This window comes from Winogradskyella sp. HB-48, assembly GCF_049942685.1.
Taxonomy (GTDB): domain Bacteria; phylum Bacteroidota; class Bacteroidia; order Flavobacteriales; family Flavobacteriaceae; genus Winogradskyella.
Map to the genome: position 1 here is coordinate 987,360 of NZ_CP187934.1, position 26,654 is coordinate 1,014,013.

The following is a 26,654-nucleotide window of genomic DNA, read 5'->3' on the forward strand; positions in this document are numbered from 1 at the left end:
TATAAAAAATTCCTACTAAGAAATAATCTGAATTACATAATTTAATTATTTAAAAATGAGATACTTACATATACTCGTTATATTATTGGCATGTCAAATTTCAACAGCACAAGAAGATGATTTGCTGAGTGAAATTGACACTGATTCTGTTGGCGACCAATATGCAACTGCAGCTTTCAAAGGTTTGAAAATTGTAAACTTTGAATCTACCAAGCTTGTTGCAAAAAAAGAATTAACCTTTGTTGTTTCACATAGGTTTGGTAGTATTGAAAATGGTTTTGACAGTTTCTTTGGATTAGATGATGCTGTCACCATGTTGAATTTTGTGTATGGCATAAGCGATGCAGTGAATGTAAGTGTATCTCGTAGCTCATTCCAAAAAATTTATGAAGCTTCAGCTAAATATAGATTAGTAAGACAAAAAGAAAATGGTTTTCCATTTACCATAGTTGCCTATAATTCAATTTTAATAAATACCGCATTAGAAAAAGAAAATTTACCGAAGTTAGAATTCAGGGATCGCCTTGGTTATACAGCACAGTTGCTTATATCCAAAAAAATAAGTTCAAAATTGTCATTGGAAGTGGCACCAACATTTTTTCATGACAATTTTGTGACTTATAATGAACAGCTCAACTCACAATATGCTATTGGTTTTGGCGGAAGACATAAACTAGGCAAACGTTGGTCTATTAACCTAGATTATGGGTGGCATCTAAACAGAGCTGATGGCTCACCATTTAAAAACCCACTTTCTATTGGTTTTGATTTAGAAACTGGCGGACATGTATTTCAAATGCACTTCTCTAACGCGCAAGCCATGAATACCAATGGTTTTCTTGGTCAAGCCACAGGAGATTGGAGTGATGGTAACATCTATTTTGGTTTTAACTTAAGTCGAGTATTTTAAAAATTAGTAATTATGAAGTTTAAATACCTCTTATATTTTGCAAGTTTACTCTGTTTAACTAACTGTTCGTATAACAGTGAAGATGACTTAACAGAAGATGTTATTATTGAAGAATTTGTAACCTACGAAGACAATATAAAATCTATTATTGACACCAATTGTATTTCATGCCACAATAATCCTCCAATTAACGGAGCACCAAATTCTCTAGTAACTTATGACGATGTTGTAGATGCTATAGAAAATAGAGATTTAATTGGCCGCATTTCTACAACAGATACAGGTTTTGTAATGCCGTTTGGAGGCCCAAGATTACCACAAAACTTAATAGATCTTGTTGTGCAATGGGAACAAGAAGGTTTGTTAGAAAACTAAAGTAATATGTTATGAAAAAGATCATATTTTTAGCACTATTCTCAACAAGCATAAGTGCAATCGCTCAAAGCAAATACCTAACCAAAACAGGTCAATTAAATTTTGAAGCTTCTGTACCTTCTTTTGAAGAAGTTGCTGCAAAAAACAATGCTGTTACTGCAATTTTAAATACTGAAACCGGAGAATTTGCAGCTTTAGCTTTAGTAAAAGGTTTCCGATTTAAAAATGCTTTAATGGAAGAGCACTTTAATGAAAATTATGCCGAATCTGATGAGTATCCAAAAGCTACTTTTAAAGGAAAAATAGATAGTTTGGATTTTGATGATATAAGCAATGAAGAAAGTAACACTAAAATTGATGGCTCATTAACATTTCATGGAGTCACAAAACAAATTGAAGACATTCCTTTAACCCTAAAAAAGGAAGATGAAAAAATTATTATTTCAGGTAGTTTCAAAGTTTTAGCCTCAGATTTTGATATTGAAATCCCAAAAATTGTTGCTAATAAATTATCTAACGAAGTTGATATAGATTTTAGGTTTGAATTGGTTAAAAAATAGAATTCTATTCTAAAACCAAAAGCGCTAGTTAGTACTAGCGCTTTTTCATTCTCCTTTCTTTTTCATTACAATAAATTATTCAACCGATTCTGAAACCAACTTTTTGGCTGTGCTTCAGTCTCTTTTTTGGCCTGATTTTCTAATATTCTATTTTCGTTTGCCTGTGCTTTTCTTTTCTTTTTTACACGAGACAACACATTATCAACAAAACTTATAAAATCATCATTCAACGCTAATTGCTTTGCTTCTTTTAAAGCACGTTCTGCGTCTTCAAACTGAGCCATACTCTCAAACAACTGACCTTGTGCCAGCGCTATACCAGCTTTATCTATTCCTTTTACAGTCTTGGCAAAATCAATAACTTTTTGAGCCTCTTCAAAGTCCTCGTTATTGGTTAACAACCGTATGTAGTCTGGATAAATATCTGTTAAATCCAATCTGCTCGCCAAGGCACTTTCGTAATATGTCTTAGCTGCTTCGTAATCACCCAATTGCTCTGCATATACTTTTGCCATTAAATGCAACGCTTTAGCATTTTCTGGGTCGTAAGACAAAGCGTAGTGTAATGCTTCTACTGCTTTTTCTAATTCCCAAGGGTAAGCTTCAATTGCCCTAAACAAGTGTATGTTTTGTAATATATTTCCCATTTTTCCTTTATTCAATAGTTAATACTGTCTTAAACGCATCGCCTTTAATGGATGCTTTTAAAACTGTTTGTTTTTGATTAAATCTTAATATTGAGACATAAAAAAATCCGAAACAGTTTTATTGCTTCGGATTTTTTTCTGGAAGATAACTGCCTATTTATAAGCAGATATTTCAGAAATATACCGAAGCCATTTTTTATACGACTCGAGGTCACTTCCAACCATACTTTTTGGCTGGGTAAAATTTTGAAATGCTATACAATGCTTTAGCATGGCTTCTTGTTTTTGTTATTGTTGTTTTTTAGTGCGAATCTGTTTGTTTGATTCTGCGGTGCAAATATAAAGTTGAATTTTTGAAACTTCCAAATAAAATTTCAATTTAATTAATTGATTATCAAATGATTATATTCGTTTTTAAACAGAGGAAATCCTGTCCGCTTTATGCAGATACTTGAAGGTTTTTCGCAAACGTTTGTCTCCCAATTGCTTAATCTTCAAAGCTTATATTTTAGTTTTTAAAATCTTGTTTCAATTAGTTTAGATATTTTTTTTGAGTTTTCATGTTTATTTCTATCAATCGCTTTGTTTATAGATAAAAAAAGCGCCCAATTTCTTGGACGCTTTTTTTATCTATAATATATGGTTTAAGTCTAAATCATCTGTTAATGATGACTAAAATAGATACATAACGTCCTTGCTCGTTGAAATAATTCGATACTATTTCCACGATAATCCCACTGACATATCAGTGACTTTGGTGCTCTATGTACTATTGTTGTTCTCATTAGAGCTACAAATATGAAATAATTATGACGTAAAATCAAAAATCAAGTCCAAATTAGATTAAATATTAATAATCAATATTATAAACTATTAACTAAGTTTTAAGTTATTAGTTATTATTTTTATAGAAAACTAAAGGGTTATGTTATCAAAATCAATAGAAGCTGCATTAAATAAACAAATACGTATTGAGGCGGAATCGTCTCAGGTATATTTAGCAATGGCCGTTTGGGCCGAAGTAAAGGGCCTAGAGGGCATCTCAAATTTTATGTACGATCAGTCTAATGAAGAGCGTGAGCATATGTTAAAGCTTGTAAAATTTGTTAACGAGCGTGGTGGCCATGCGCTAATCTCTGAACTAAATGCACCTAATGTTACTTTTAATTCTTTTCAAGAAATGTTTCAAAAACTACTAGAACATGAAGTTTTTGTCTCCGAAAGTATTAATGAGCTTGTCCATATATCGCTTCAAGAAAAAGACTATGCAACACACAACTTTCTACAGTGGTACGTTGCCGAGCAAATAGAAGAAGAAGCTGTTGCCAGAACCATCTTAGATAAAATTAACATGATTGGCGACGATAAGGGTGGCCTTTATTTGTTTGACCGAGACATACAACAACTCACGGTAAGTTCTGCCGCACAAACTCCAGGTCAAGGCCTGTAATGTTAAAATTTATTTAGAATAAATTAAAATAGCTATTTTTGTCGTGTTGATACACGTGTCGATATGGGCAAAAAGAAAAAGAACAAAGCACTAAAGAAGGAACGCATAAAAATACTTGAAAACTCAGGTATTGAAAGCTTAGGTGAAGTAAAGTCTAAGTGCTGTAAAAAGTATAAAAAGGCAGAATGCAAACGCTGTAAAAAATGTCCTTGCTTTGATCTTATAAAAAAAGTAGCATAAAAAAGAGCCGCAAATTGCGGCTCTTTTCGTTATGTGCGCCTTGTAATTATTTACCAAGCATTAAGAGCTCGTTACAAACCACTTCTGTGGTATAACGTTTCATACCATCTTTATCTTCCCAGGAGCGTGTGGTCAGTTTTCCTTCTATAGCTACTTCTTTACCTTTAGTTACAAATTTTTCTACAATTTGAGCCGTTTTTCCCCAGGCTACAATATTGTGCCATTGGGTATCGGTTACCTTCTCTCCGTTGGCATTTTTGTAACTTTCGTTTGTAGCAATGGAGAATTTGGCCAATACTTTACCAGATTCAAGATTAATGATTTCTGGGTCGTTTCCTAAATTACCAATCAACTGTACTTTGTTTTTTAATGTGTTCATGTGTTCTAAAATTTAATTGTTAAACAGTTAATACTATTGAACCGTCAATGATTCAACAAGGCAAAGATGGGATGGCTGACAAATTTTAATCGGTAGTTACCTATTTAATTTCGTTTGTAAATATTTGTAGTCGTTTGTAAACATCTAAATCTTTGTTATTGTGGGTTTTTGCACTAAATTTATATTTATAAAGGATAAGTATATCCCTTTGTTGTGTGTAATTAAAACGAACCTGCTGATAATTGGAAAAGTCAATTAAAATAATTCGAAAACCTTATGAAGAACCTTATCATATTAATTTGATATTTAAGGCTACGAATGGAGAAAGTGTAGGACAACTTGAGTTTTATGACAATGCAGATAGACTTAAAAAGTTAGCAGGCATTCTTGAAGATTTTCCATTCAAAGACGAGAAAAAATATTTATGGGAATTGGGTTCGGAAAAACCTGAAGATAGATTTGCATTCTATTTTAAGTGCGAGTTTTCATTAATAAAACATACGAGTGAATGCTTGGTCGGAATTAGATTGAATAACAATGAAGACGGTCTCGAAAAATCCATATCTGAATTTAATATCCAATGCACACCAGCGGAATTGAATAAACTCGGACAACTATTTCGTGAATTTTCGAAATTGGAAAAAGAAACTCTGATTTGGAATGGATTAGATGGGGAAGTATCATAAAAACTCATAATACAATGCCACTTTTAGCAAATACAAAGCAAAATAAAGGAAAGACACTCGAAGAATATTATACAGAAATATCGAAAGATAAAAGTAATTCTGTTTGGGTTGAAAGAGGAAGAAATATGCTCAAATTTATTGAAATTATAAATGACAATTTCAAAGAAACTGAAATTTGGGGATTGACATCTCACTCAAGATTAGTTTTACAAACGGAGGACAAATGGGATTCTGAATGGTTTGTTATTATAGAAGCTCTTGGACACGAATACTATTTTGAGTACTTACTGACTGATGATAAAAAACCTTGGAAAAACGCCACTGTTAAAGGTGTTACTCGGAATTTAGCAGATGCAAAAAAATACCTTTTAATTTCAATGAAAGAATCAGGTGGTTGGAATAACAATCCGGAATTGAATAAATTGCTTAAAGGAAGTGTAAATGAATAAAAAACTACACACAACACTGTGTATAATTAATTACTAGGTCACTGCCGACTTACGAACATTCCTGCGGAATATTCTATCTGTGATTTATTTGCTAAATTAGTTGCTTAACCACGCAACTAACCATACACAAAACCGATGATAGCACATTCGCCAAAGGCGAACTTTAATCTGCGCTGCTTCGCAGACAATGCACCTTAAAGTAAACGTGCTATCATCTGCAGGGTTAAACCAAATTACCAATAAAGCCTATCCCAAAAATATCGCCTTCAGAGGGCTTCGTGCCAAAACGTGCGACATCGTCGGTTAAAGGTAATTTCATCCTGCTTCTCGAATTCCCAATCTAATAAATTCTACAATTTACGCTTCGCTTACGCCAAGCTAATTGACGATCAATAATCAGAGAGTATAAGGAAGACCTATTCTCTGATTATTGCTTAAGAATTTATTATCTTTTCATTCTCTAATCAGAACTACGTTTAACCCTGCAGTTGCGCATAATTAAAAATAATCGCGAATTGAATAAAATATTACTACTTGGAGTTTTCTTATTCTCTGTCAATATACATTCACAAATAATGACAAGATACTTTATTGATGGGGTTGATATTGTCGATTATGTGACACTTGAAATCTGTGCAGATAGTATAAATGGAATAACCAATGTAAAATTGATTAAGAAAAAAACAACTCATAAGAATCAATCTAATATTGACCAACTTGTCGATTATATAAAGACTTTTGATTATCCTAAAGATGGTCCTTTAATTGGCAGATGTGGAAACTTAACATTCTCTTTTATAAATCCTGAATTTGAAAATTTAAAACTAAACGAAAAAGAAATTGAGCAATGCTCAAAATTCAGAATAGGGAATTTTAGCTATCATCATATAAATCATCAGGACACGAAAATTAAACGGAGAAAGAAAACACAAAAAGAAATAAGTTATAAAAGTAGGCAGATTTATAGCATTAACTGGACATCAAATTCTACCTATACTTTAACTTACAAAAGAATGTCTGATGACAACCTGAAAATTTTAATAGGAGAAAATATTGAGGTTGAAATCCTAAAACTTTTAGACAACGACGGTTACGTTTACAAATCGACTAGTCCGAAAGGAATTGTCTACTATGGTGCGATATACAAATCAAAAAAATAACTATGCACAACAATTGATAACCACAATTACGCAGGATTAGACTACGTCCGAATCCACTCGGAATTGCTAACGCCAGTTCTTAACCGAAAAACAGCAACTAAAAACACATGACTAAATGCTATACAGGCTGTTAGAGAAAATGTAACAAATCCTGGATCACTTCGTCTTCCTAAGACAAACCAATCACAAAAACAAAATGCTTAAAAATGTATCGGAACGTAAAGAAGCTTGGAAAACAATCTTTCTGTTTCTCACCCTAGTCATTACTCTTACTTCACCTTTACATTATGCTATAGTTAAATTATACCCTTCAAGGATATATGTTGGTGCTATAATGTGGTGTCCTGCAATTGCTGCATTTATTACCTTAAAAATAAAAGGGCGCAAAATTTCATCCCTAAATTGGAATTGGGGAAATTGGAAATATATCAGACGATCATATTTTATTCCTGCTCTATATGGTATAATCACATATATACTCATTTGGATTTTTGGATTCGGAAGCTTAGCCAACGAAGAAGTAATTACAGATTGGGGAAAAGAACTTGGTTTGTTTGGAATAGGAACATTAAATACAGCGTCTATAACTATTATAGCCATAATCTTATTAGCAACAGTAGAAGTGATAAGAGCTTCAGCCACAACATTAGGTGAAGAAATTGGCTGGAGAGGTTTTTTTATTTATGAGCTACGAAAGGTACTTTCTTTTACTGGTGTATCTGTATTTAGTGGATTCATTTGGGCTGCTTGGCATTGGCCATTGCTTTTGTACTATAGTAATAATGTGATGTTAGAATTTATAACATTCTTTATAGTAATTATTTCTATGTCATTTATTATGACCTACTATGCGTTTAAATCTAAAAGTCTATGGCCTGCTGTTATATTTCACGCAGTAAGTAATGTCTATATTCAAAAAATATTACCTGAATTGACAATTAAGAATGAAGGATCTGAACATTGGCTTGGCGAAAACGGAATTATGTTTGCTATAGTTACTTGTGTTTTTGGAATTTACTTTTGGAGAAAAGCAATCATCGAAAAAATCTAAAGCACCAACAAACCTTAATCAAGCCATACCCTTTACCCATTATGCTGATAATAAGAAAAGCCACAACGTTCACAGGGATAACTTGGGTGACCAATAAATTCTCCACAAGGCTCTGTATGCCCTGAATAATTTAATTCAATAGCTTTGCTTTCTGCTTGTGGTTCTAAAACTTGTAATTTCATAATTAAATTAAATAATTTATATACAACATCGGAACCGTTATGAAATGTCATCAAACTTTTAATTATAATTTTTTGTCTTAAAATAAAAAAGCACCTCCTAGCAGAGGTGCTTTGTGTTAGCTATTAATTTAAAATTTCAATGGATTATATTAAGATTACCCTTATTAATCTTAACGTTTCAAAAATAAAGAACAATCCTTGTAAATACAGAAAAATCTTTCAGCTTATTCTCAAAGATTTGTTACTGAATATTTTGTAATTTGTATCATTTAAAAATCAAGCTTATGCAAAAAAAATGTCCTGAATGTGGAGATAGAATCATTGGCCGTATTGATAAAAAGTTCTGTAGCGACAGTTGTAGAAATGCACATAATAACCGCATTAATAAAGACTCTAAAAACTTAATAAGAAACACCAATAACCGACTTAGAAAAAACCACAGAATCCTAGAGACACTCAACCCAGATAAAAAAACCAAATGCTCAAGAGCTAAACTTATAGAGAGAGGGTTTGACTTTAACTATTTTACCAGTATATATACCACAAAAGCAGGAGCCATATATTATTTTGTATATGATCAAGGGTATCTCCCTTTAGAAGGAGATTATTATGCTTTGGTAAAACGAGACGATTAGCCTTTGGTGGTGCTATTCCAGTTTTCCCCTTTAAGCTTTAGGGCTGCTTTTAAAATATCTTTCTGACTAATTTGCCCTATCAACTTACCGTTTTCAACAATTGGAAAACGTCTGCGTTTTGAATTCAAAAACTTATTTGCTGCATCAAATACATCCATGTTGCCATCTATAGTTTCTACATCTCTAGCCATACGCTTTTCTACATTATCGTGCTCTAAAGGCATATTATAATAACGGCTTTCACTTAATTGTTTAAGACAATCCCCTTCAGAGATAATACCAACCAATTCTTGCCTATCATTAATCACTGGTCCACCAGAAATCTTATACTTTATTAAGGATTCTACCACTTCTTGAACCGTTTGGTCTGGTTTAAACGTTATAAGATTGGTAGTCATATAGTCTCTTACCTTAAGTGCTGGTGCTGGTACGGTATTCTGTTGTTGCTTACGCGCACCCTGAAAACTTTTTATTCCCATAACATTTAATTTTAGTGATTATTTAAAGTTACTGAAATTTAATCAGTTAGCAAAATGAAAAATTTCATTAGTAATTCTTATGTATTTTTAACCAAATATTCAATACGTTTTGAAACATCAAATTAGCATTATTGGCTGTGGTTGGCTCGGTTTTCCCTTAGCTAAAACCTTGATTGATCAAGGTTTTGTAGTTAAAGGTTCTACAACGTCTAAACAAAAACTCTATCCTCTTCGAGATGCAGGCATCGATGCATATTACATTCAATTGGATGAAGATGGGATTACAGGAAATTATACTGATTTTTTAAAAGGGAGCCAATCGGTTATCATAAATATTCCTCCAGGTTTAAGAAAGAATCCCGATAAAAATCATGTGGCTGAAGTACATCATTTGGTTAATGCTATAGAAACGCTAAACATTAAAAATATTATTTACATTAGTTCTACTTCTGTTTTTGAAGACGAAGCTCATTTCCCAATTATTAATGCTGATTCTGAACCTAATGCAACCTCTAATAGTGGCAAACAACTTATTACTATTGAACATCTACTGAAGAAAAACACTAATTTTAATACCACAATCATTAGATTTGGTGGTTTATTTGACGAGCAAAGACATCCTGGTAATTATTTAGCAGGGCGCAACAACCTTTCAAACCCTGATGCTCCCGTAAATCTTATTCATAAGCAAGACTGTATTAACATCATATCCATAATCTTAAAAGACAACATTTGGAATACCGCTTTAAACGCAGCATATCCTGAACATCCTACAAAGAAGGATTATTACACAAAGTACTGCCAACAACATCAATTAGGTATTCCAATATTTGATGAAACTAAAAAAAGTAAGGGAAAAATCATTGAGAGTAAAAAATTGGAACAGCTTTTGAACTATAGTTTTAAACATGGCTTGTAGAAATTAAGAGTTTATTAAGCACTATATTCTCAAATTTTTATAGTTTTAGCCCTCAAAATTTAAAATATAATGAAACAGATTACAATTGCAATTGTTATGCTTTTCTCGGTAAGTGTTTTTGCCCAGACTAATGCAGATTTAAAAGCACATTACGAAGCTTATTACAAAGAGATGCAAAAGCAAGGTGATGTGCAAGGCATCATTAACGCCTTAACCCACCTCAACATCTTAGAACCCTCAGTAGCAAGAAAGGATACTTTGGCGTATTTATACCTTTCGGAAGGTAAGTATATGCAAGCACTCAACACCATTGGCGTAGAAAAAAATGCTTCAGACTCGGATATGAATGTTGAAGTAAAGGCATTATCCCTTAAAAATCTTAATCAGCCAAAAATGGCCTTAGAGCATTATGAAGTCTTGTTTGAAAGAAGTCCGAATGTGTATTTGGCATACGAAATAGCCGACATGAAGATTCAAACGGATGATTTAGCTGGTGCAAAGGCTAATATCGAATATGGTTTGGCTAACGTAAAAGAAGACATGAAACGTGCATTTTATGAAACCCAACAACCTTATGAAACCTCTATGGAAGCTGCACTTTTATGCTTAAAAGGGTTGCTTACATTTAAAGAGAACAAAACAGCAAATATAGATGCCGCTATTAAACTTATGAACGATGCCCTTGCTATAGATCCAAACTTTAATTTGGCTAAAGTAAGTCGTCAGGCATTAGAAAGCCAAAAGGCACAAAAAGCTGCTGCGAACAAAAAGAACTAGATTCTTAAACACTAATAAATAAAAAAGCTGCCCTTTGGCAGCTTTTTTATTTTTGATTAAGGTCTAGACTTACCAAATTCTTACACGCTCTTCTGGAGGTAAATACATGGCATCACCTTCTTTAATATCGAAGGCTTCATAGAAGGCATCAATATTCTTTAAAGGTTGTGTTGCTCTAATATGACCTGGCGAATGCGGATCGGTATTAATCTGTGTTCTTAAAGCTTCATCTCTGATAAGTGTTCTCCAGACTGTTGCCCAAGACATAAAGAAACGTTGCTCAGGTGTAAACCCATCAATGTTTTCTGGTCTTCCATTTTCTTCAAAATAGAGTTGTAACCCATCATAAGCCCCAAGCACACCACCTAAGTCACCAATATTTTCACCTAAGGTAAAAGGGCCGTTTACATAAACGCTATCTAAAACTTCAATAGCTGAGTATTGGTCTGCTAAGGCTTTCCCTCTTTTTTCAAACTCTTCTAAATCTTCTGGAGTCCACCAGTTGTTCACATTACCATTGGCATCAAAACGTGCACCAGAATCGTCAAACGCATGGGATATTTCATGACCAATTACAGCACCTATACCACCATAATTAACGGCTTCATCAGCAGTATAATTATAAAATGGAGGTTGCAGTATAGCGGCAGGAAACACAATCTCATTATTTAAAGGATTAAAGTACGCATTGACCATCTGCGGTGGCATTCCCCATTCCTTTTTATCTACTGGCTCATTAATTTCGCTTAAGTTTTTCTGTTGAGACCATGCTCCTACAGCCAACATATTTTCGGCATAAGAATTACCCTCTTTAACTTGAAGTTCCGAGTAATCTTCCCATTCATCAGGATAGGCAATTTTAACCGTGAATTTATCCAGTTTTTCAATGGCTTTCTTTTTAGTTTCTTCACTCATCCAATCTAAATTGGTAATTCTATTCTGGAAGGCTTTAATAACATTTTTTATCATTTTTTCAGCTTTTTCCTTAGCCTCTGGTGGAAATTTAGCCTGTACATACAATTGACCAACAGCTTCACCGACGCTACCATCTACAGTTCCAAGGGCACGTTCATCTGCAGGGCGCATGGCTTTAGAACCATTTAAAGTCTTTCCGTAAAATTCCCAGTTGGCTTTTTCAATTTCTGTGGTTAAATAGCCTGCGGCTCCATTAAGAGTGCTCCAGTCCATCAAGGTTTTAATATCTTCAATGGAGGTTGACTTTAGAAAGGCATCCAATGCTTTCATATAGTTTGGTTGCATAACCAATAAGGTATCTATATCCTTTTCAATACCCATATCATCCATAAACTTTTCCCAGTTGATTGATGGAGTCATCTCTTGAAGGTCAGCAACAGATGTTGGATTGTTAAAGTTTCTGATATCTCGGCTAGCTACTTTATCTAAGCGAGGCTCCGCAAGTTGGGTTTCCATAGCCAAGATTTTCTCAGCAGCAGCTTTAGCATCCGCTTCAGAATAGTTTATAAACTGCAACATTCTGGCTACGTGGTCTACATACTGACCTCTAATTTCCTTGGTCTTTTCATCCTGATCTAAATAATAATCGCGTTGTAATCCTAAACCTGCTGGATATAACCAAGCGGTATTCATGCTACTGTCATTTAAATCTGGATTCGCTCCGATACCTGCAAAAGGCGCACCAACTCCTAGAGTTGAAGCATATACTGTTTGCATGTCATTGAGGTTTTTAATACCATCTATTTTATCCAGTAATGGTTGCAATGGTTTTATGCCTGCCTCATTTCGTGCAATAGTATCAAGCTCAGATTCAAAAATCAATAAGGCTTTCTGTTGGTCAGAGCCTTCTTTGTAAGTCCCTAGCTCCTTAGAGGTATTTAGAATGTCTAGTACATCTTGTCTGGTCGATTTACGCAAAACCCCAAATCCACCCCAACGTGTTTCATCATCTGGAATGGTATTGGTTTCTAACCATTTTCCGTTAACATACTTATAAAAATCGTCTTTTGGACTAACGGATGTGTCCATATTTTCCAGAATAATCCCTGGGATTTTTTCGTCTGCCATGGCAGTGTCTTTCTTGGCCTCTTCTTTACATCCTAATACGGTAAAGATAGCCAAACCTGATATCGCTAGTGCGCGACTTAGATTGGTTCTCATAATGTGATTTTAGTTAATTCGAATTAAACGTAGTTAGTTATAAGACCTTAAAATCATAAAAATGTTACAACATAACAAAACTTTATGAAAGATTAAGACCTAAAATTCTGACTTTATTTTCTCATATAAATCGCGTTCTAACTTCTTATTGATTTGATAATTTAGGTTAGAAAATGCGACTAAAACTTCTTTAACACTTTCAAGCTTAAGTTGGTGGTCTATATTATCGAGTGTAAGATTTTCGTTCAGTCTTAAAACCGAGGTTTCAATAATTGCCGTTCTCGAAATTATTGGATTTGTTTTAAGCGTATCTGGTATGTTCAACTTTAAGGTATCGATAAAACCTTTCAATAAGGATTTATCACCATTAAAAAAAGATAGGTCAGCTTTTTTTAGATAATCCACCTGAATCGCTAACTCCTTATATTTTTCCCAATCAGCAACAATAGTTTCACCTCTAGAACTCAAGGCATAGTCCGTGTACTTAAAATCTTCTATTGCTTTAGCTGTGATCACGGGTTGCTGACTTTTAGTTTCTTCGGTTTTAATTTCTGAAGAAGGCTTATCATCACCGCAGTTTATGAGCAGCAGAAAACTTATGTTATATAGGTAAAATCGGATTCTCATAAAGTCCATAGTTTGCTGTAAAGATACTTAAACTATTATTTTGAAATCATAGTATATTCTTAAAATGTAGATTATCAAGTTATTACTTAAAAGCGCTTTTTTTTGAAAATTTTAATGATTGAACATCTAAATTCTTTCTATTTTTGAGAATACTTTAATTACAGCTATGCCTTCTAAAATTTTAATTATTGGTGCTTGTGGACAAATAGGCACAGAACTTACCACCAAACTGAGAGAAATACACGGTGTAAATAACGTTATAGCCAGCGACATCAACACTAGGAAATTAGATTTAGTTAATTCAGGACCCTTTGAAATTATTGATGCTAAAAACTTCAATGCTATTAAAGATTGTTGCAAGCATCACAATATAGATACCGTCTATCTCATGGCAGCACTTTTGAGCGCCACAGGTGAAAAATATCCGATGGAAGCATGGGATTTGAACATGAATTCACTTTTTCATGTGCTTAACTTAGCCAAAGGAGGAACCATTAAAAAAGTCTATTGGCCTAGCAGCATTGCCGTATTTGGACCAACGACACCGAGAGACCATACTCCGCAGCACACGATATGTGAACCAACAACAGTATATGGCATTACCAAACAGGTTGGTGAACGTTGGTGCGAATACTACCACAAAAAATATGATGTTGATGTTCGGAGTATTCGTTATCCAGGCATTATTAGTCATAAAGCGATGCCTGGTGGTGGTACGACCGATTATGCGGTGGAAATTTATCACGAAGCCATTAAAACAGGTGAATATGAATGCTTCTTATCTGAAAACACAAGTTTACCTATGATGTTTATGGATGATGCTATAAAAGCAACCATAGACTTAATGCAAGCACCTGCAGACGATTTAACAATTAGGTCTTCGTATAATCTTTCGGCCATTTCATTTACGCCAAAAGAAATTTCTGAAAGCATCAAACGTCACATCCCAGAATTTAAAATTACCTACAAACCCGATTTCAGACAAGCCATTGCCGATAGTTGGCCATCGTCTATTGACGACTCACAAGCTCGACAAGATTGGAACTGGAAACACCACTTTGATTTGGATGCCATGACAGAAGTGATGCTGAAAGAACTGAAAACGAAGTATAATTCTTAAAATAAACTAACGTCAACAAAAAAGCCTGATAAAATTATCAGGCTTTTTTTGCTCCTCAGACTGGGCTCGAACCAGTGACCCTCTGATTAACAGTCAGATGCTCTAACCAACTGAGCTACTGAGGAAGGTGTTTTTTCGCTTTAGCGAGCGCAAATATAAATTATTTTTTAATCTCTACAATATGAAACCTTAATTTTTTTAGCGTGTTATCGCTTTAAAAATATCATTCCCATTGGCGAATAATACCAAGGCTATAAGAATAAAGAACCCAACAATTTGTGCGCGCTCTAAAAACTTCTCGCTTGGCTTTCGACCAGAAATCATTTCGTATAATAAGAACATGACATGCCCTCCGTCTAATGCTGGAATAGGCAACAAATTCAGTACGGCTAACATTATAGACAAAAACGCTGTTAATTTCCAAAAAGCCTCCCAACTCCAAAAATCTGGAAATATGTCGTAAATAGCTTTAAAGCCACCAAGGCCTTTATAAGCTTCCGTTTTTGGATTAAAAATGGCCTTTAACTGAGAGAAATAATTAGAAATCGTCGAGGTAAATTTTGTAGCACCTGCTGCCCAACTCTCACCAAAGGAATATTCTCTTCTTGTTATCTCATAATAACCCAAATCTACAAATCGGCTGCCATCTATTAATCTAAAAATATTCAACTTCCCGTTCTCATTAACCTTTAAATCCCTGGTGATTTTTTGGTCTCCCCTTAGAATATCTACTGAAATTGTTTGTCCCTTATATGTTTTTAAGACCTCTTCATATTGATCGAAGTACTCTAAAGGTTCCCCATTCACCGCTATAAACACATCACCTTGCTTTAGATCTACAGACTTGTTAAGGGATGAATCTGGTACTGATTCTACAATAAAAGGATAACGGTATTTGAAAAGGTTTTTACTTCCCTCATCTGATAATTGTCCTAAAAAATTTTCCGGAAGATCAATAACCTTTTTTTGGCCGTCTCTTTCAACCGTTATTTGTTCTGCCCCAATAATGTATTGGCCTATTTCAGAATCCTTTTCAATGCCTTGGTCATTTATTGCTAGGACTTTATCTCCAGTTTTGAAACCAGCATCTAAAAGCACCTGGTTTTCGATTTGGTAACCACCTTTTAGACTATCGATTTTGATATCAGAATCCCCAAACACAAAGGATGCAAATACATAGATAAAATACGCTAATATAAAATTCACCGTTACACCGCCTAACATAATAATTAAACGTTGCCAAGCTGGCTTTGAGCGGAATTCCCAAGGTTTTGGTGGTTGTGCCATTTGCTCCTTGTCCATACTCTCATCAATCATTCCGGCTATCTTCACATAACCTCCCAACGGTAGCCAACCTATACCGTAAACCGTCTCCCCTATTTTCTTTTTAAATAGCGAATACTTTACATCAAAGAAGAGGTAAAACTTTTCAACTTTTGTTTTAAAAAGTTTTGCAGGTATAAAGTGGCCCAACTCGTGCAGCACGATTAAGAGTGATAAACTCAATAAAAATTGGGATATCTTAATTATAAATTCCATGTAGTCGTTTTCAAATTTCGTTTGCAAAAGTAATGTTTTCAAGGCATTTAGAAAATAAATGTATTTTCAATACGATTATTTTTAACATGGATTTATAAATCCCTCTAAACCAGTAGTATATTTTTGTTAAAAATGTTCTAGTAAATTAACTCGAGTCGTACCTTTGCCATTCTTAACTTTTGAAGGTTTTAGTATGTCATTTTTGTCATTTTTTAAAGAGTACAAGAAGTTTGGTATTTTCTTCACAGTATTGTCCTTAATTATCCTAGCCGTTATCTATAATATCTTAAACGTTCAACCTCCTTTACCAATATATCAACCTGCAATGGTGAGTGAAGAATTAGTTGACAGCTCCATACAACACCAAGCAAAATATCATAAGATTGCAGACTTTAGCCTAGTCAATCAAAATGGAGAAATTGTAACACAAGACACCTACAAGGACAAAATTTATGTTGCCGATTTCTTTTTTACGACTTGCCAAACGATTTGCCCTATTATGACAGATCATATGTATCAGATCCAAAAGGAAATTATTAGTGATGATGAGGTAATGCTACTATCACACTCAGTAACGCCAAAAATTGACAGCGTTGCCCAACTTAAAAAGTATGCCAAAGAAAAAGGGGTTATTGACCGTAAATGGAATTTGGTTACGGGTGACAAAAAACAGATCTATGAGTTAGCCAGAAAAAGTTATTTGGCAGTAAAAACGGATGGTAATGGTGATGAGTATGATATGATCCATACCGAAAACTTTATGCTTATAGATAAAAACCGTCAGATTAGAGGATTTTATGATGGAACTAATCCCGAAGATATTGAAAAGATTCTCGAAGACATTAAAATCTTAAAACAAGAAGACTAAATTTTTCTAAAAGCGTTTTAATCGCTAGAAATTTTACCCTATTTTTGATTCTTTAAATTCAATCTAAATAAGGATAAGCTTGACACTAGCAGACTTAAAACGCGGAGAACAAGGCATCATCAAAGATGTTTCTTCAATTCATATCCCTTTAAAACTACTAGAAATGGGGTGTTTGCCAGGCAATTCAGTTGAGTTGGTTCAAGTAGCCCCTTTCGCAGACCCTATGTACCTTAATATTAATGGTACGCATCTCGCCATAAGAAAAGAGACTGCAATTCATATCGTAATAGACATTGTAAATGGCTAAACAAATCAACGTTGCACTGATCGGAAACCCAAATACTGGAAAAACTTCAGTATTTAATGCCTTAACGGGATTGAATCAAAAAGTAGGTAACTATCCTGGTATTACTGTAGAAAAGAAAGAAGGTATTTGTAAGCTACCTCGAGGTGTTAAAGCCCATATAATAGATTTGCCAGGTACGTATAGCCTCAATGCTTCTTCATTAGATGAAAATGTTGTTATTGAGTTACTACTTAATAAAAATGATAAGGATTTTCCGGATGTTGCCGTTGTAATCAGTGATGTTGAAAATCTAAAGCGCAATCTTCTCTTATTCACTCAGATAAAGGATCTTGAAATTCCAACTATTCTAGTGATTAACATGTCTGATCGAATGACCTATAAAGGCATCTCTTTGGATATAGACTATTTAGAGCAATCGCTTGAAACCAAGATTGCATTAATTAGTACAAGAAAAAATACGGGCATTACAGATTTAAAAGAATTAATTGCCAATTACAAAGAGCTTTCAACACGTCCTTGTATGCATGCGTCTTCTATTGACCAAGAGTATTTTGACAATCTTAGAAAAGCTTTCCCAAATCAGTTACTATACAAATTATGGTTGGTTATTACACAAGACGTCAACTTCGGAAAGACCGATAGAAAAACAATTGAAGACGTTTCTAATTTTAAAACCAAATCCAAAGCCGATCTTAAGAGGCTTCAACAAAAAGAAACGATAAAACGATATCAGTTTATCAATGATACGCTAAAGAGAGGACAAACTATCGATTTAAAATCTGCTAAAGATTTGAGAATAAAACTCGATAGGATTCTAACACACAAAGTTTGGGGCTATCTTATATTTGGCATCATTTTACTAACTATTTTTCAGGCGATTTATGATTGGTCTAGTGTCCCAATGGATTTTATAGATAGTACATTTGCTTCTCTAAGCGAATGGACCAAAAGTGTTTTGCCCCAAGGTGCGTTTACAAATTTATTAGCTGAAGGCATCATACCTGGATTGGGCGGCATTGTGATATTTATACCTCAAATAGCCTTTTTATTTCTTTTTATTTCCATTTTAGAAGAAAGCGGTTACATGAGCCGTGTGGTTTTCTTGATGGATCGTATAATGCGTCGTTTTGGGTTGAGTGGAAAAAGTGTTGTGCCATTAATTTCTGGTACCGCTTGCGCCATTCCAGCTGTTATGGCCACTCGCAATATTGAAAGTTGGAAAGAGCGACTTATTACGATTTTGGTTACACCATTCACAACCTGTTCTGCCAGACTGCCCGTTTATCTCATCATCATTGCATTAGTTATTCCAGAAGGTCGATTTCTAGGATTAAGCTATCAAGCACTAACCTTAATGTTACTCTACCTTATTGGTTTTGGTGCTGCTGTTGGATCTGCATGGATATTGAATAAAATTTTAAAAATCAGAAGTAAATCCTTTTTTGTGGTTGAAATGCCCAATTACAAAGTTCCCTTATTCAAAAATGTAGCGCTTACCGTATTGGAAAAAACAAAAGCTTTTGTTTTTGGTGCTGGTAAAATCATTTTAGCAATTTCCATTGTACTATGGTTTTTAGCATCTTATGGTCCAGGTGAAGACTTTAATAATGCCGAACAAATAGTAACTGAACAATATGCTTCCGATAATCTTTCCGATGACGAATTACAGCAAAAAATTGCGTCTCACAAACTAGAGCATTCATTTATTGGTATTACTGGTAGAGCTATAGAACCAGCGATTAGGCCTCTAGGTTACGATTGGAAAATTGGTATTGCCATAGTATCCTCTTTTGCAGCACGTGAAGTATTTGTTGGAACGCTAGCCACGATATATAGTGTGGGCAGTGATGAGGAAGAAACCATAAAAAACAGAATGGCAGGAGAGGTCAACCCTATTTTAGGCGGACCACTTTTTAATTTTGCCTCTGGTATTTCCTTATTATTATTCTATGCTTTTGCCATGCAATGTATGAGCACCTTGGCCATCGTTAAGCGCGAGACCAATTCATGGAAATGGCCTTTGTATCAACTTGTTGTTATGAGTAGTTTTGCGTACATTGTAGCTTTAATTGCTTACCAGATTTTAATATAAATGAACACATTAATTCAAAATATTCTCGTTTTTACAGCATTAATCTTTGCTGTTGGATTTTTGTTCAAGAAATTTATATACAATCCAAAAAAAACATCTGGTAAATCCTGTGATTCAGATAGTTGTGGATGTCATTAAGCTTTTTTTGTATCACTGAGACATACATCCATTAATTCTTTGTTAAATACTTACAACTTTAGTTAATTTTTCTAACTTTGTCTAAGTGAGCAGATTAATTACAATATTATTCTCGGGTCTAATACTTATTCAAAGTTTTCAAATAGGTATGGAAGACCTTATGCAATTGGATGAGCTCTTTGAGCATGCCCAGTTTCATAAACAAGAATATGGCGATAATTTTTTTGTCTTTCTTTCGAAGCATTATGGAGGTTTAAAGGCTGAACACAGTACAAACCACAAGGAAGAACAAAGTGACCATGAAAAGTTACCATTTCAATGTCAAGGACACAGCCTCGTGATTTTAGCAGTTCTTGAGTCAACAGAATTTGAAGCTTCAAACCAGGTTGATGCACCAGTGGGTTCTAAAGCCGTCTTTCATTATTCTAATCTATACTCCTTACTAAACAAGGAAGAACTTCTTCAACCTCCTCGGAACACATAATTCATTCTATTTTGTCTGTTTTAAATATCATAAACAGATACTTTTTCAAGATTGTTATTAGGAAATGAGCCTTAATAATCGATAAAAAATCTCGATTTATTAATGGTAGAATTTCTGCTAACAGTCATAATTATCAAAGTTCACAAATGAATTATGTTAGAAAAAATCATAAAAGCGAGCTTAAACAATAAGCTTCTCATTTTCCTTTTTACAGCATTTATTATTGGTTTCGGAATTTTCTCTTTAACCCAAATTCCTATTGGAGCTGTACCAGATATTACCAATAATCAAGTGCAAGTGATTACGACATCACGTAACTTATCAACTCAAGATGTTGAGCAATTTATCACCTATCCCGTTGAGCTAGAAATGGCAAACTTACCTGGTGTAGAAGAAATCAGATCGGTTTCAAAATTCGGTCTTTCTGTAGTGACTATCGTTTTCGAAGACGATTTAGGCACCTATCTGCCTAGGCAGCTTATTGCCGAAAAAATAAAATCGGCTTCAGAGAAAATCCCAGACGGTTTTGGTTCACCAGAAATGGGACCAATCACCACTGGGTTGGGCGAAATTTACCAATACATTTTAGATGTAAAACCCGAATTCAAAGACAAATACTCAACAACTGAACTACGAACCATACAAGATTGGATTGTAAGACGCCAACTATCAGGTATTCCTGGTGTTGTTGAAGTGAATACTTGGGGCGGATTTTTAAAACAATACGAAGTTGCCATAAATCCAAACAAGTTAAATGCCATGAATATTACGGTATCCGAAATTTACGATGCCTTAGAAAAAAACAATAGTGTTGCTGGTGGCGGATATATCGAAAAAACAAATCAAGCCTATTTTATTCGTGGAGAAGGTTTAGTAAAAAGTCTTGACGATATAGAGCAAATCGTTGTTAAAAACGAAGGTGTGCCAATCTATATAAAAGATGTTGCTAAAGTTGGTTTTGGTAGCGCCACACGCTTTGGGGCAATAACCGGAAATGGTGAAGGCGAAAAAGTGCTTGGGCAAATTATGATGCTTAAAGACGGTAACTCTAAAGCCATTATCGATGCCGTAAAAGAACGTGTAAAAAACATACAAAAAAGCCTCCCAGAAGGGGTTTATATCAACGGATTTTTAGAACGTAGCGAACTTATTGGCAAAACCACATTTACGGTATCAGAAAATCTCATTTTAGGATCGCTTATTGTAATATTTGTTGTGGTTTTACTACTTGGTAATTTACGATCTGGTTTGGTAGTTGCATCTGTTATTCCTTTGAGTTTGTTATTTGCCATTTCACTGATGAATATCTTTGGTGTAGATGCCAATTTAATGAGTCTCGGCGCTATAGATTTTGGAATTATTATTGATGGTGCAGTAATAATTGTAGAGTTTATTGCTTTTAGGATTGTTACCCAAAGTGAAAAACTAAAATCACTCAAAAAAGAGGAAAAACAGTCCGAAATTGATCAAATTACATTAAAAAGCGCCTCAAAAATGATGAATTCTGCCATTTTTGGACAATTAATCATTTTAATTGTTTTTATCCCCATTTTATCGTTAAGTGGTGTAGAAGGCAAAATGTTTAGACCAATGGCATTGACCTTTAGCTTTGCCTTAATTGGTGCCATGTTACTGTGTTTAACTTACGTTCCTGTAGTATCATCATTATTTTTAAAACCTCAACCTCCAAGTGATAAAAATATTTCTGTCAAACTAATGAAAGTGCTCAATTCGTGGTATAAACCATCTATTCATTGGGCGTTACAATACAAAAAAATTGTGGTGAGTTTAGCCGGAATTTTACTAGCTATCAGCATCTTTTTATTTAGTAAAATGGGTGGTGAATTTGTACCAACTTTAGATGAAGGTGACTTCGTGATTCAACCCGTTTTAAAAACAGGAACATCACTTGGAAAAACTATTGAGATTACCACAAAAATCGAAAAAATACTACTTGACAACTTTCCTGAAGTCGATCAAGTCGTAAGTCGCATTGGTGCTGCTGAAGTGCCAACAGACCCAATGTCCATGGAAGAAAGCGACGTGATCATAAAACTGAAACCCAAAGACGAATGGGTAAGCGCCGAAAGTAAAGACGAGTTAGCTGATAAATTTAAGGAAGCGCTTAGCATAATTCCTGGTATGGAAGTTGAGTTTACACAGCCTATCGAGATGCGTTTTAACGAGCTAATTACTGGTGTTAGAGCCGATGTGGCTATTAAAATTTTTGGTGAAGATTTGTCCGTTTTAGCCAATAAGGCAGATGAAGTCAAAGAGTTGATTAAAAATGTTGAAGGGGCTTCAGATATTATTATTGAAAAGGTAGAAGGTTTACCACAAATGAGTGTGGCCTTTAACCGAAGTAAAATTGCACGTTATGGCCTCAATATTTCCGATATCAATCAAGTTATTTCAATGGGATTCGCTGGCGGCACTGTTGGACACGTTTTTGAAGGGGAAAAACGTTTTGATCTCGTGATGCGTTTAGACCAAAACCATCGAAAAAACCTAACCAGCCTTCAAAATCTATACATTGACACACCCAATGGCACAAAAATTCCATTAAGTGAATTAGCCGAAATTACATACACCACAGGTCCGGCCAAAATTTCAAGGGACGACACCAAACGTCGCATTGTAGTTGGTATAAATGTTCGTAATCGCGATTTACAATCTGTGGTAGATGATGTAAGAGCCATTCTTGACAGTCAACTAAAATTACCTGTTGGTTATAATGTGACTTATGGCGGACAATTTGAAAATTTACAAAGCGCCAAAGCACGTTTAATGATCGCTGTACCAATTGCCTTAGCCTTAATATTTTTGCTACTCTATTTTGCATTTGGTTCGGCTAAAGAAGCTTTATTGGTGTATTCTGCGATTCCTTTATCAGCCGTTGGTGGAGTATTATTGTTATGGTTAAGGGATTTACCATTTAGTATCTCGGCAGGTGTTGGTTTTATTGCACTATTTGGTATTGCCGTACTTAATGGCATTGTCCTCATAGAGCATTTTAAAGAACTAAAAGAGCATGGTATGAATGATATTGAAGAACGAATAAAACTAGGAACGGCTGAACGTTTACGTCCCGTATTGTTAACCGCAGCAGCGGCAGCTTTAGGGTTTTTACCTATGGCAGTTTCGACTAATGCTGGTGCTGAAGTACAGCGTCCACTAGCCACTGTCGTGATTGGTGGATTAGTGACTGCAACTGTGCTAACCTTAATTGTTCTTCCTGTTTTATATGCATGGTTTGAAAATAAGAAAGAAATAAAAATGAATAAAACTGCAATCATCACAGGTATTAGTTTATTTTTTATGATGAATGCTAATACACAAGAAAAATTAACTATTGAAAAAACATTAGCATTAGCATTAGAAAACAATGCCGGTTTAAAAGCATCCCATCTTAAAGTGGAGGAAAGTAACGCTTTAATAGGCAGTGCCTTTAGCTTTGACAAGACTTCAATCTATTACAGTTACGATGAAAATAACCTGGCTGTTAATAATCAACCTATTAAGGTTTTTGGTGTTGCCCAAGATTTTAAATTTCCAACCGTTTACTTTGCTGAAAAAAAGGCAAACAAGGCCAAGGCAAGTTTGGAGGAAACCCGTTATAACCTGACCTATAAACAGTTACAACAAGCGGTTTATTCGAACTATTATCAATTATCTTATGCTAATAGCAAGGCTAAAACTTACAAATACTTGGATAGCTTATATCAGGATTTTGCGAATAAATCCGAGCGTCGTTTTGAGCTTGGCGAAACCAATTATTTAGAAATGATTACCGCCAAGTCCAAACAAAAACAGTTACAAACACTTTATAAACAAGCCCTAAAAGAAGTTGCCTTTTCCAAAGAGCAATTAAAAAGTGTGGTACAAATTGATAGTCTCGATATTATTGATCAACCGCTAGAGCAATTAGAACTCAAAACTGTATCAACCCAAAATAATTTAGGGCTACAGTATTTTGAACAGGCGAAAGACTATCAAAACGCCCTCTATCAACAAGAAAAACAAAACTTGTTACCCGATATAAGTTTAGAGTACTTTCAAGGTACTAACGACCAACTGAATACCAATCTAAGAGGTTATCAAATCGGATTGAAAATTCCGTTATTGTTTTCAGGTAATGCAACAAAAATAAAAGCTCAAAAAATTGCTAAAGACATTATTTATGAACAGCATGAGGACTTTAAGCTAAAGCTCAATGCAAGGTATCAAACACTTTTGGCCACATTAGAACAATATGAAGAGGCTGTTAATTATTATAAAAATGAAGGTAATGATTTAAAAAATCAGATTGTAAAAACAGCAAACCGGTCTTTTAAAGAAGGTGAGATTGACTTTTTTCAGTACATACAAAGTCTTGAAAACGCTAGTGACATTGAATTATCCTATCTAGAAAATTTAAACGCTTACAATCAAACCGTAATACAAATTAACCACTTGACATTAAATATCTATTAAAATGAAAAACACATATATACTTCTGTTTTCGCTTATATTTTTAGCCTGCGGAAATAAAGAAAACAACACAGAAACAGTTGAAAATACAACAAACAACAGCAATGTTATAACAGTAACTAAAGCTCAATTTGAAAGTGAAAACATGGTTTTAGACACTTTAAAAATACTAGATTTTTCAACAGGAATTGCCGTTACCGGAATGATAGACGTACCACCAAAAAACAAGTCGATTATCTCAACATTTATTGGTGGATATATTACAAACACACCTCTTTTAGTGGGTGACAAGGTTAAAAAAGGACAACTTTTAGTGAGTTTGCAAAATCCTGAGTATGTAGAAATTCAACAAAACTATTTAGAAGTAGCATCGCAACTCAATTATCTAAAAGCTGAATTTGACAGACAAAAGACATTGTTTGATGAAGAAATAACATCAGAGAAAAACTACCTTAAAGCCCAAAGCACTTACAAAAGTAGTTTGGCTACTTACAACGGACTAAAGAAAAAACTACAGATGATGAATATTAGTCCAAATGCTGTAGAACAAGGACAAATCACCTCAACTGTTAATTTATATGCACCCATAAATGGAAATGTAACCAAAGTAAATGTAAGTAATGGTGCTTATGTTGCGCCAAACGATGTGATCTTAGAAATTGTGGATATTGACCATATTCATTTGGAATTATCGGTTTTTGAGAAAGATATCATGCATATTAAAAAAGGGCAAAATATAGAATTCAAAATCCCTGAAGCGTCAGAAAAAATATTTGAAGCTGAAGTACATTTAGTAGGCACAACGATTGATGAAACCACAAGACGTGTTAAAGTGCATGGACATGTAGATAAAGATTTAGCGAATTTCATAGTAGGCATGTTCGTTGAAGCCAAGATCATTACACATAGTAGAACAGGCGTTGGTTTACCAAACGAGGCTATTATAAGTGAAAACAAAAACAATTATGTACTTGTTTTAGATGAAACATCTACTGATGGCTATCAATTTAAAAAGCTAAAAGTTAATATAGGACAACAAGACGAAAATGCTACAGAAATTTTAAATCCTAAAACTTTACAAAACAAACAAATATTAGTTAAAGGTATTGGCATGCTGTTGGAAGAATCATCGGAAGAATAGTTTATACTTAACCAAGACCTACGTCTAAGGTCATCATTATAATAAAGCCACCTATAAAACCTAAGGTAGCCAAATCTGTGTATTTATCGCGTTGGGTTTCTGGTATGACTTCTTCAACTACCACAAAAATCATAGCGCCTGCAGCAAAGGCTAAAGCATAAGGTAAAATAGGCTGAAAAAACGTAACTGCAATTGCCCCACAAACAGCGGCAACAGGCTCTACAATTGCAGACATTTGACCATACCAAAAACTCTTGAATTTGCTAACACCATGACGTCTTAAGGGCATAGAAACCGCTAATCCTTCAGGGAAATTTTGAATACCAATCCCCAAGGCTAAAGCTACTGCACCTCCAATAGTAGCTTCTGGTATACCAGCTGCTACACCACCAAACAACACACCAACGGCTAATCCCTCTGGTATGTTATGTAAGGCTATTGCCAAAACCAAAAGCGTAGTTCGTCTCCATGGGGTTTTAACCCCTTCTTTTTCGTCCTCTTTAAAATTGATATGCAGATGAGGTAACAACTTATCTAACGCAAAAATGAAGAGTGCACCTAATGAAAATCCAACCACTGCCGGAATTACTTTTACAAAACCCTCTCCTTTACTCATTTCTATTCCTGGTGCCAATAAACTCCAAAAACTGGCTGCCACCATAACTCCGCCTGTAAACCCTAACATACCATCTAAAAGTGCTCTATTCATTCCTTTAAAAAAGAACACTAGTGATGCACCTGCTGCTGTAACAATCCATGTAAACAATGATGCATATAATGCACCTAATACCGGATCTATAGTTTCAAAATATTGAACAACATCTTGTATCATA

General features: G+C 34.5%; 26 protein-coding genes and 1 tRNA gene. 18 read left to right on the forward strand and 9 right to left on the reverse strand.

All coding sequences use genetic code 11. The annotated features are described in order from the left end of the window. Nucleotides 1-55: 55 nt before the first annotated feature. From ACPX19_RS04385 to ACPX19_RS04395, 3 genes are read left to right on the forward strand one after another with little or no spacing between them, the layout of a single operon-like run. On the forward strand, nucleotides 56-910 hold the full coding sequence (locus ACPX19_RS04385) for a DUF5777 family beta-barrel protein (RefSeq protein ID WP_426431722.1): 855 nt from the start codon (nucleotides 56-58) through the stop codon (nucleotides 908-910). A 12-nt stretch (nucleotides 911-922) separates the two neighbouring features. After that, complete coding sequence (locus ACPX19_RS04390) at nucleotides 923-1,285, forward strand: hypothetical protein (protein ID WP_426431724.1); 363 nt, start codon at nucleotides 923-925, stop codon at nucleotides 1,283-1,285. Between the two features lie 11 nt (nucleotides 1,286-1,296). Continuing rightward, the gene (locus ACPX19_RS04395; RefSeq protein ID WP_426431726.1) at nucleotides 1,297-1,845 is read left to right on the forward strand and encodes a YceI family protein; all 549 of its coding nucleotides are present in this window, start codon (nucleotides 1,297-1,299) and stop codon (nucleotides 1,843-1,845) included. Between the two features lie 65 nt (nucleotides 1,846-1,910). Here ACPX19_RS04395 and ACPX19_RS04400 read toward each other — a convergent pair whose 3' ends face one another. After that, nucleotides 1,911-2,492 carry a hypothetical protein gene (locus tag ACPX19_RS04400; RefSeq protein ID WP_426431728.1) on the reverse strand — a complete coding sequence of 194 codons (582 nt, stop codon included), beginning with the start codon at nucleotides 2,490-2,492 and terminating at the stop codon, nucleotides 1,911-1,913. Nucleotides 2,493-3,417: 925 nt separating this feature from the next. Between ACPX19_RS04400 and ACPX19_RS04405 the strand changes: the two genes are divergently transcribed. After that, complete coding sequence (locus ACPX19_RS04405; protein ID WP_426431729.1) at nucleotides 3,418-3,942, forward strand: ferritin; 525 nt, start codon at nucleotides 3,418-3,420, stop codon at nucleotides 3,940-3,942. A 286-nt stretch (nucleotides 3,943-4,228) separates the two neighbouring features. Here the strand turns inward: ACPX19_RS04405 and ACPX19_RS04410 are convergent, their stop codons facing one another. Then, nucleotides 4,229-4,561, reverse strand: a complete 333-nt coding sequence (locus ACPX19_RS04410) for a single-stranded DNA-binding protein (protein ID WP_426431730.1) — start codon at nucleotides 4,559-4,561, stop codon at nucleotides 4,229-4,231. A 242-nt stretch (nucleotides 4,562-4,803) separates the two neighbouring features. On the opposite strand from ACPX19_RS04410, the gene ACPX19_RS04415 reads away from it, so the two are divergent. The 4 genes from ACPX19_RS04415 (at nucleotide 4,804) to ACPX19_RS04430 (ending at nucleotide 7,907) form a co-directional block, all read left to right on the forward strand. Beyond that, the gene (locus tag ACPX19_RS04415; RefSeq protein ID WP_426431732.1) at nucleotides 4,804-5,247 is read left to right on the forward strand and encodes a hypothetical protein; all 444 of its coding nucleotides are present in this window, start codon (nucleotides 4,804-4,806) and stop codon (nucleotides 5,245-5,247) included. A gap of 14 nt (nucleotides 5,248-5,261) precedes the next feature. Beyond that, a complete protein-coding gene (locus ACPX19_RS04420) occupies nucleotides 5,262-5,696 on the forward strand; it encodes a hypothetical protein (RefSeq protein ID WP_426431733.1) in 435 nt (144 codons plus the stop codon). A gap of 575 nt (nucleotides 5,697-6,271) precedes the next feature. Beyond that, nucleotides 6,272-6,856 (forward strand): hypothetical protein, encoded by a 585-nt coding sequence (locus ACPX19_RS04425; RefSeq protein ID WP_426431735.1) that lies wholly within the window; start codon nucleotides 6,272-6,274, stop codon nucleotides 6,854-6,856. 196 nt (nucleotides 6,857-7,052) lie between these two features. Next, nucleotides 7,053-7,907: a CPBP family intramembrane glutamic endopeptidase gene (locus ACPX19_RS04430; RefSeq protein ID WP_426431736.1), complete on the forward strand. Its 855-nt coding sequence runs from the start codon at nucleotides 7,053-7,055 to the stop codon at nucleotides 7,905-7,907. 32 nt (nucleotides 7,908-7,939) lie between these two features. Here ACPX19_RS04430 and ACPX19_RS04435 read toward each other — a convergent pair whose 3' ends face one another. Continuing rightward, nucleotides 7,940-8,089: a hypothetical protein gene (locus tag ACPX19_RS04435; protein ID WP_426431737.1), complete on the reverse strand. Its 150-nt coding sequence runs from the start codon at nucleotides 8,087-8,089 to the stop codon at nucleotides 7,940-7,942. 284 nt (nucleotides 8,090-8,373) lie between these two features. Here ACPX19_RS04435 and ACPX19_RS04440 point away from each other — a divergent pair, with 284 nt between their 5' ends. Next, entirely contained in the window at nucleotides 8,374-8,724 is a 351-nt protein-coding gene (locus ACPX19_RS04440; RefSeq protein WP_426431738.1) for a hypothetical protein, read from the forward strand. Here ACPX19_RS04440 and ACPX19_RS04445 read toward each other — a convergent pair. Then, on the reverse strand, nucleotides 8,721-9,203 hold the full coding sequence (locus ACPX19_RS04445; protein WP_426431739.1) for a CBS domain-containing protein: 483 nt from the start codon (nucleotides 9,201-9,203) through the stop codon (nucleotides 8,721-8,723). The two genes, ACPX19_RS04440 and ACPX19_RS04445, sit on opposite strands and share 4 nt — an antisense overlap. 109 nt (nucleotides 9,204-9,312) lie before the next feature. Here ACPX19_RS04445 and ACPX19_RS04450 point away from each other — a divergent pair, with 109 nt between their 5' ends. Beyond that, nucleotides 9,313-10,122, forward strand: a complete 810-nt coding sequence (locus ACPX19_RS04450; protein WP_426431740.1) for an NAD(P)H-binding protein — start codon at nucleotides 9,313-9,315, stop codon at nucleotides 10,120-10,122. Nucleotides 10,123-10,191: 69 nt separating this feature from the next. Beyond that, nucleotides 10,192-10,899: a hypothetical protein gene (locus tag ACPX19_RS04455; RefSeq protein ID WP_426431741.1), complete on the forward strand. Its 708-nt coding sequence runs from the start codon at nucleotides 10,192-10,194 to the stop codon at nucleotides 10,897-10,899. A 69-nt stretch (nucleotides 10,900-10,968) separates the two neighbouring features. On the opposite strand, the gene ACPX19_RS04460 is transcribed toward ACPX19_RS04455, so the two are convergent. Together ACPX19_RS04460 and ACPX19_RS04465 are read right to left on the reverse strand one after the other, a co-directional pair. Further along, nucleotides 10,969-13,035, reverse strand: coding sequence for a M13 family metallopeptidase (locus ACPX19_RS04460; RefSeq protein WP_426431742.1), 2,067 nt, complete (start codon nucleotides 13,033-13,035; stop codon nucleotides 10,969-10,971). 99 nt (nucleotides 13,036-13,134) lie between these two features. Continuing rightward, on the reverse strand, nucleotides 13,135-13,662 hold the full coding sequence (locus ACPX19_RS04465) for a hypothetical protein (protein WP_426431744.1): 528 nt from the start codon (nucleotides 13,660-13,662) through the stop codon (nucleotides 13,135-13,137). Nucleotides 13,663-13,828: 166 nt separating this feature from the next. Here ACPX19_RS04465 and ACPX19_RS04470 point away from each other — a divergent pair, with 166 nt between their 5' ends. Further along, the gene (locus ACPX19_RS04470) at nucleotides 13,829-14,782 is read left to right on the forward strand and encodes an NAD-dependent epimerase/dehydratase family protein (protein WP_426431745.1); all 954 of its coding nucleotides are present in this window, start codon (nucleotides 13,829-13,831) and stop codon (nucleotides 14,780-14,782) included. Between the two features lie 51 nt (nucleotides 14,783-14,833). Here ACPX19_RS04470 and ACPX19_RS04475 read toward each other — a convergent pair. Beyond that, a tRNA-Asn gene (locus tag ACPX19_RS04475) sits at nucleotides 14,834-14,907 on the reverse strand. Between the two features lie 73 nt (nucleotides 14,908-14,980). Further along, the gene (gene rseP / locus ACPX19_RS04480) at nucleotides 14,981-16,321 is read right to left on the reverse strand and encodes an RIP metalloprotease RseP (protein WP_426431746.1); all 1,341 of its coding nucleotides are present in this window, start codon (nucleotides 16,319-16,321) and stop codon (nucleotides 14,981-14,983) included. Between the two features lie 193 nt (nucleotides 16,322-16,514). Between rseP and ACPX19_RS04485 the strand changes: the two genes are divergently transcribed. The 6 genes from ACPX19_RS04485 (at nucleotide 16,515) to ACPX19_RS04510 (ending at nucleotide 25,821) form a co-directional block, all read left to right on the forward strand. After that, nucleotides 16,515-17,189 (forward strand): SCO family protein, encoded by a 675-nt coding sequence (locus ACPX19_RS04485; RefSeq protein ID WP_320554758.1) that lies wholly within the window; start codon nucleotides 16,515-16,517, stop codon nucleotides 17,187-17,189. Nucleotides 17,190-17,262: 73 nt separating this feature from the next. After that, complete coding sequence (locus ACPX19_RS04490; RefSeq protein WP_320554895.1) at nucleotides 17,263-17,496, forward strand: FeoA family protein; 234 nt, start codon at nucleotides 17,263-17,265, stop codon at nucleotides 17,494-17,496. After that, nucleotides 17,489-19,588 (forward strand): ferrous iron transport protein B, encoded by a 2,100-nt coding sequence (feoB, locus tag ACPX19_RS04495; RefSeq protein WP_426431747.1) that lies wholly within the window; start codon nucleotides 17,489-17,491, stop codon nucleotides 19,586-19,588. The genes ACPX19_RS04490 and feoB overlap by 8 nt, the downstream gene beginning before the upstream one ends. Before the next feature lie 223 nt (nucleotides 19,589-19,811). Next, on the forward strand, nucleotides 19,812-20,210 hold the full coding sequence (locus ACPX19_RS04500; protein ID WP_426431749.1) for a hypothetical protein: 399 nt from the start codon (nucleotides 19,812-19,814) through the stop codon (nucleotides 20,208-20,210). Nucleotides 20,211-20,363: 153 nt separating this feature from the next. Next, nucleotides 20,364-24,683, forward strand: a complete 4,320-nt coding sequence (locus tag ACPX19_RS04505; RefSeq protein ID WP_426431750.1) for a CusA/CzcA family heavy metal efflux RND transporter — start codon at nucleotides 20,364-20,366, stop codon at nucleotides 24,681-24,683. Nucleotide 24,684: 1 nt separating this feature from the next. Then, entirely contained in the window at nucleotides 24,685-25,821 is a 1,137-nt protein-coding gene (locus tag ACPX19_RS04510; RefSeq protein WP_426431751.1) for an efflux RND transporter periplasmic adaptor subunit, read from the forward strand. 7 nt (nucleotides 25,822-25,828) lie between these two features. Here ACPX19_RS04510 and ACPX19_RS04515 read toward each other — a convergent pair whose 3' ends face one another. Then, entirely contained in the window at nucleotides 25,829-26,653 is an 825-nt protein-coding gene (locus tag ACPX19_RS04515; RefSeq protein ID WP_426431752.1) for a ZIP family metal transporter, read from the reverse strand. Nucleotide 26,654 lies beyond the last annotated feature (1 nt).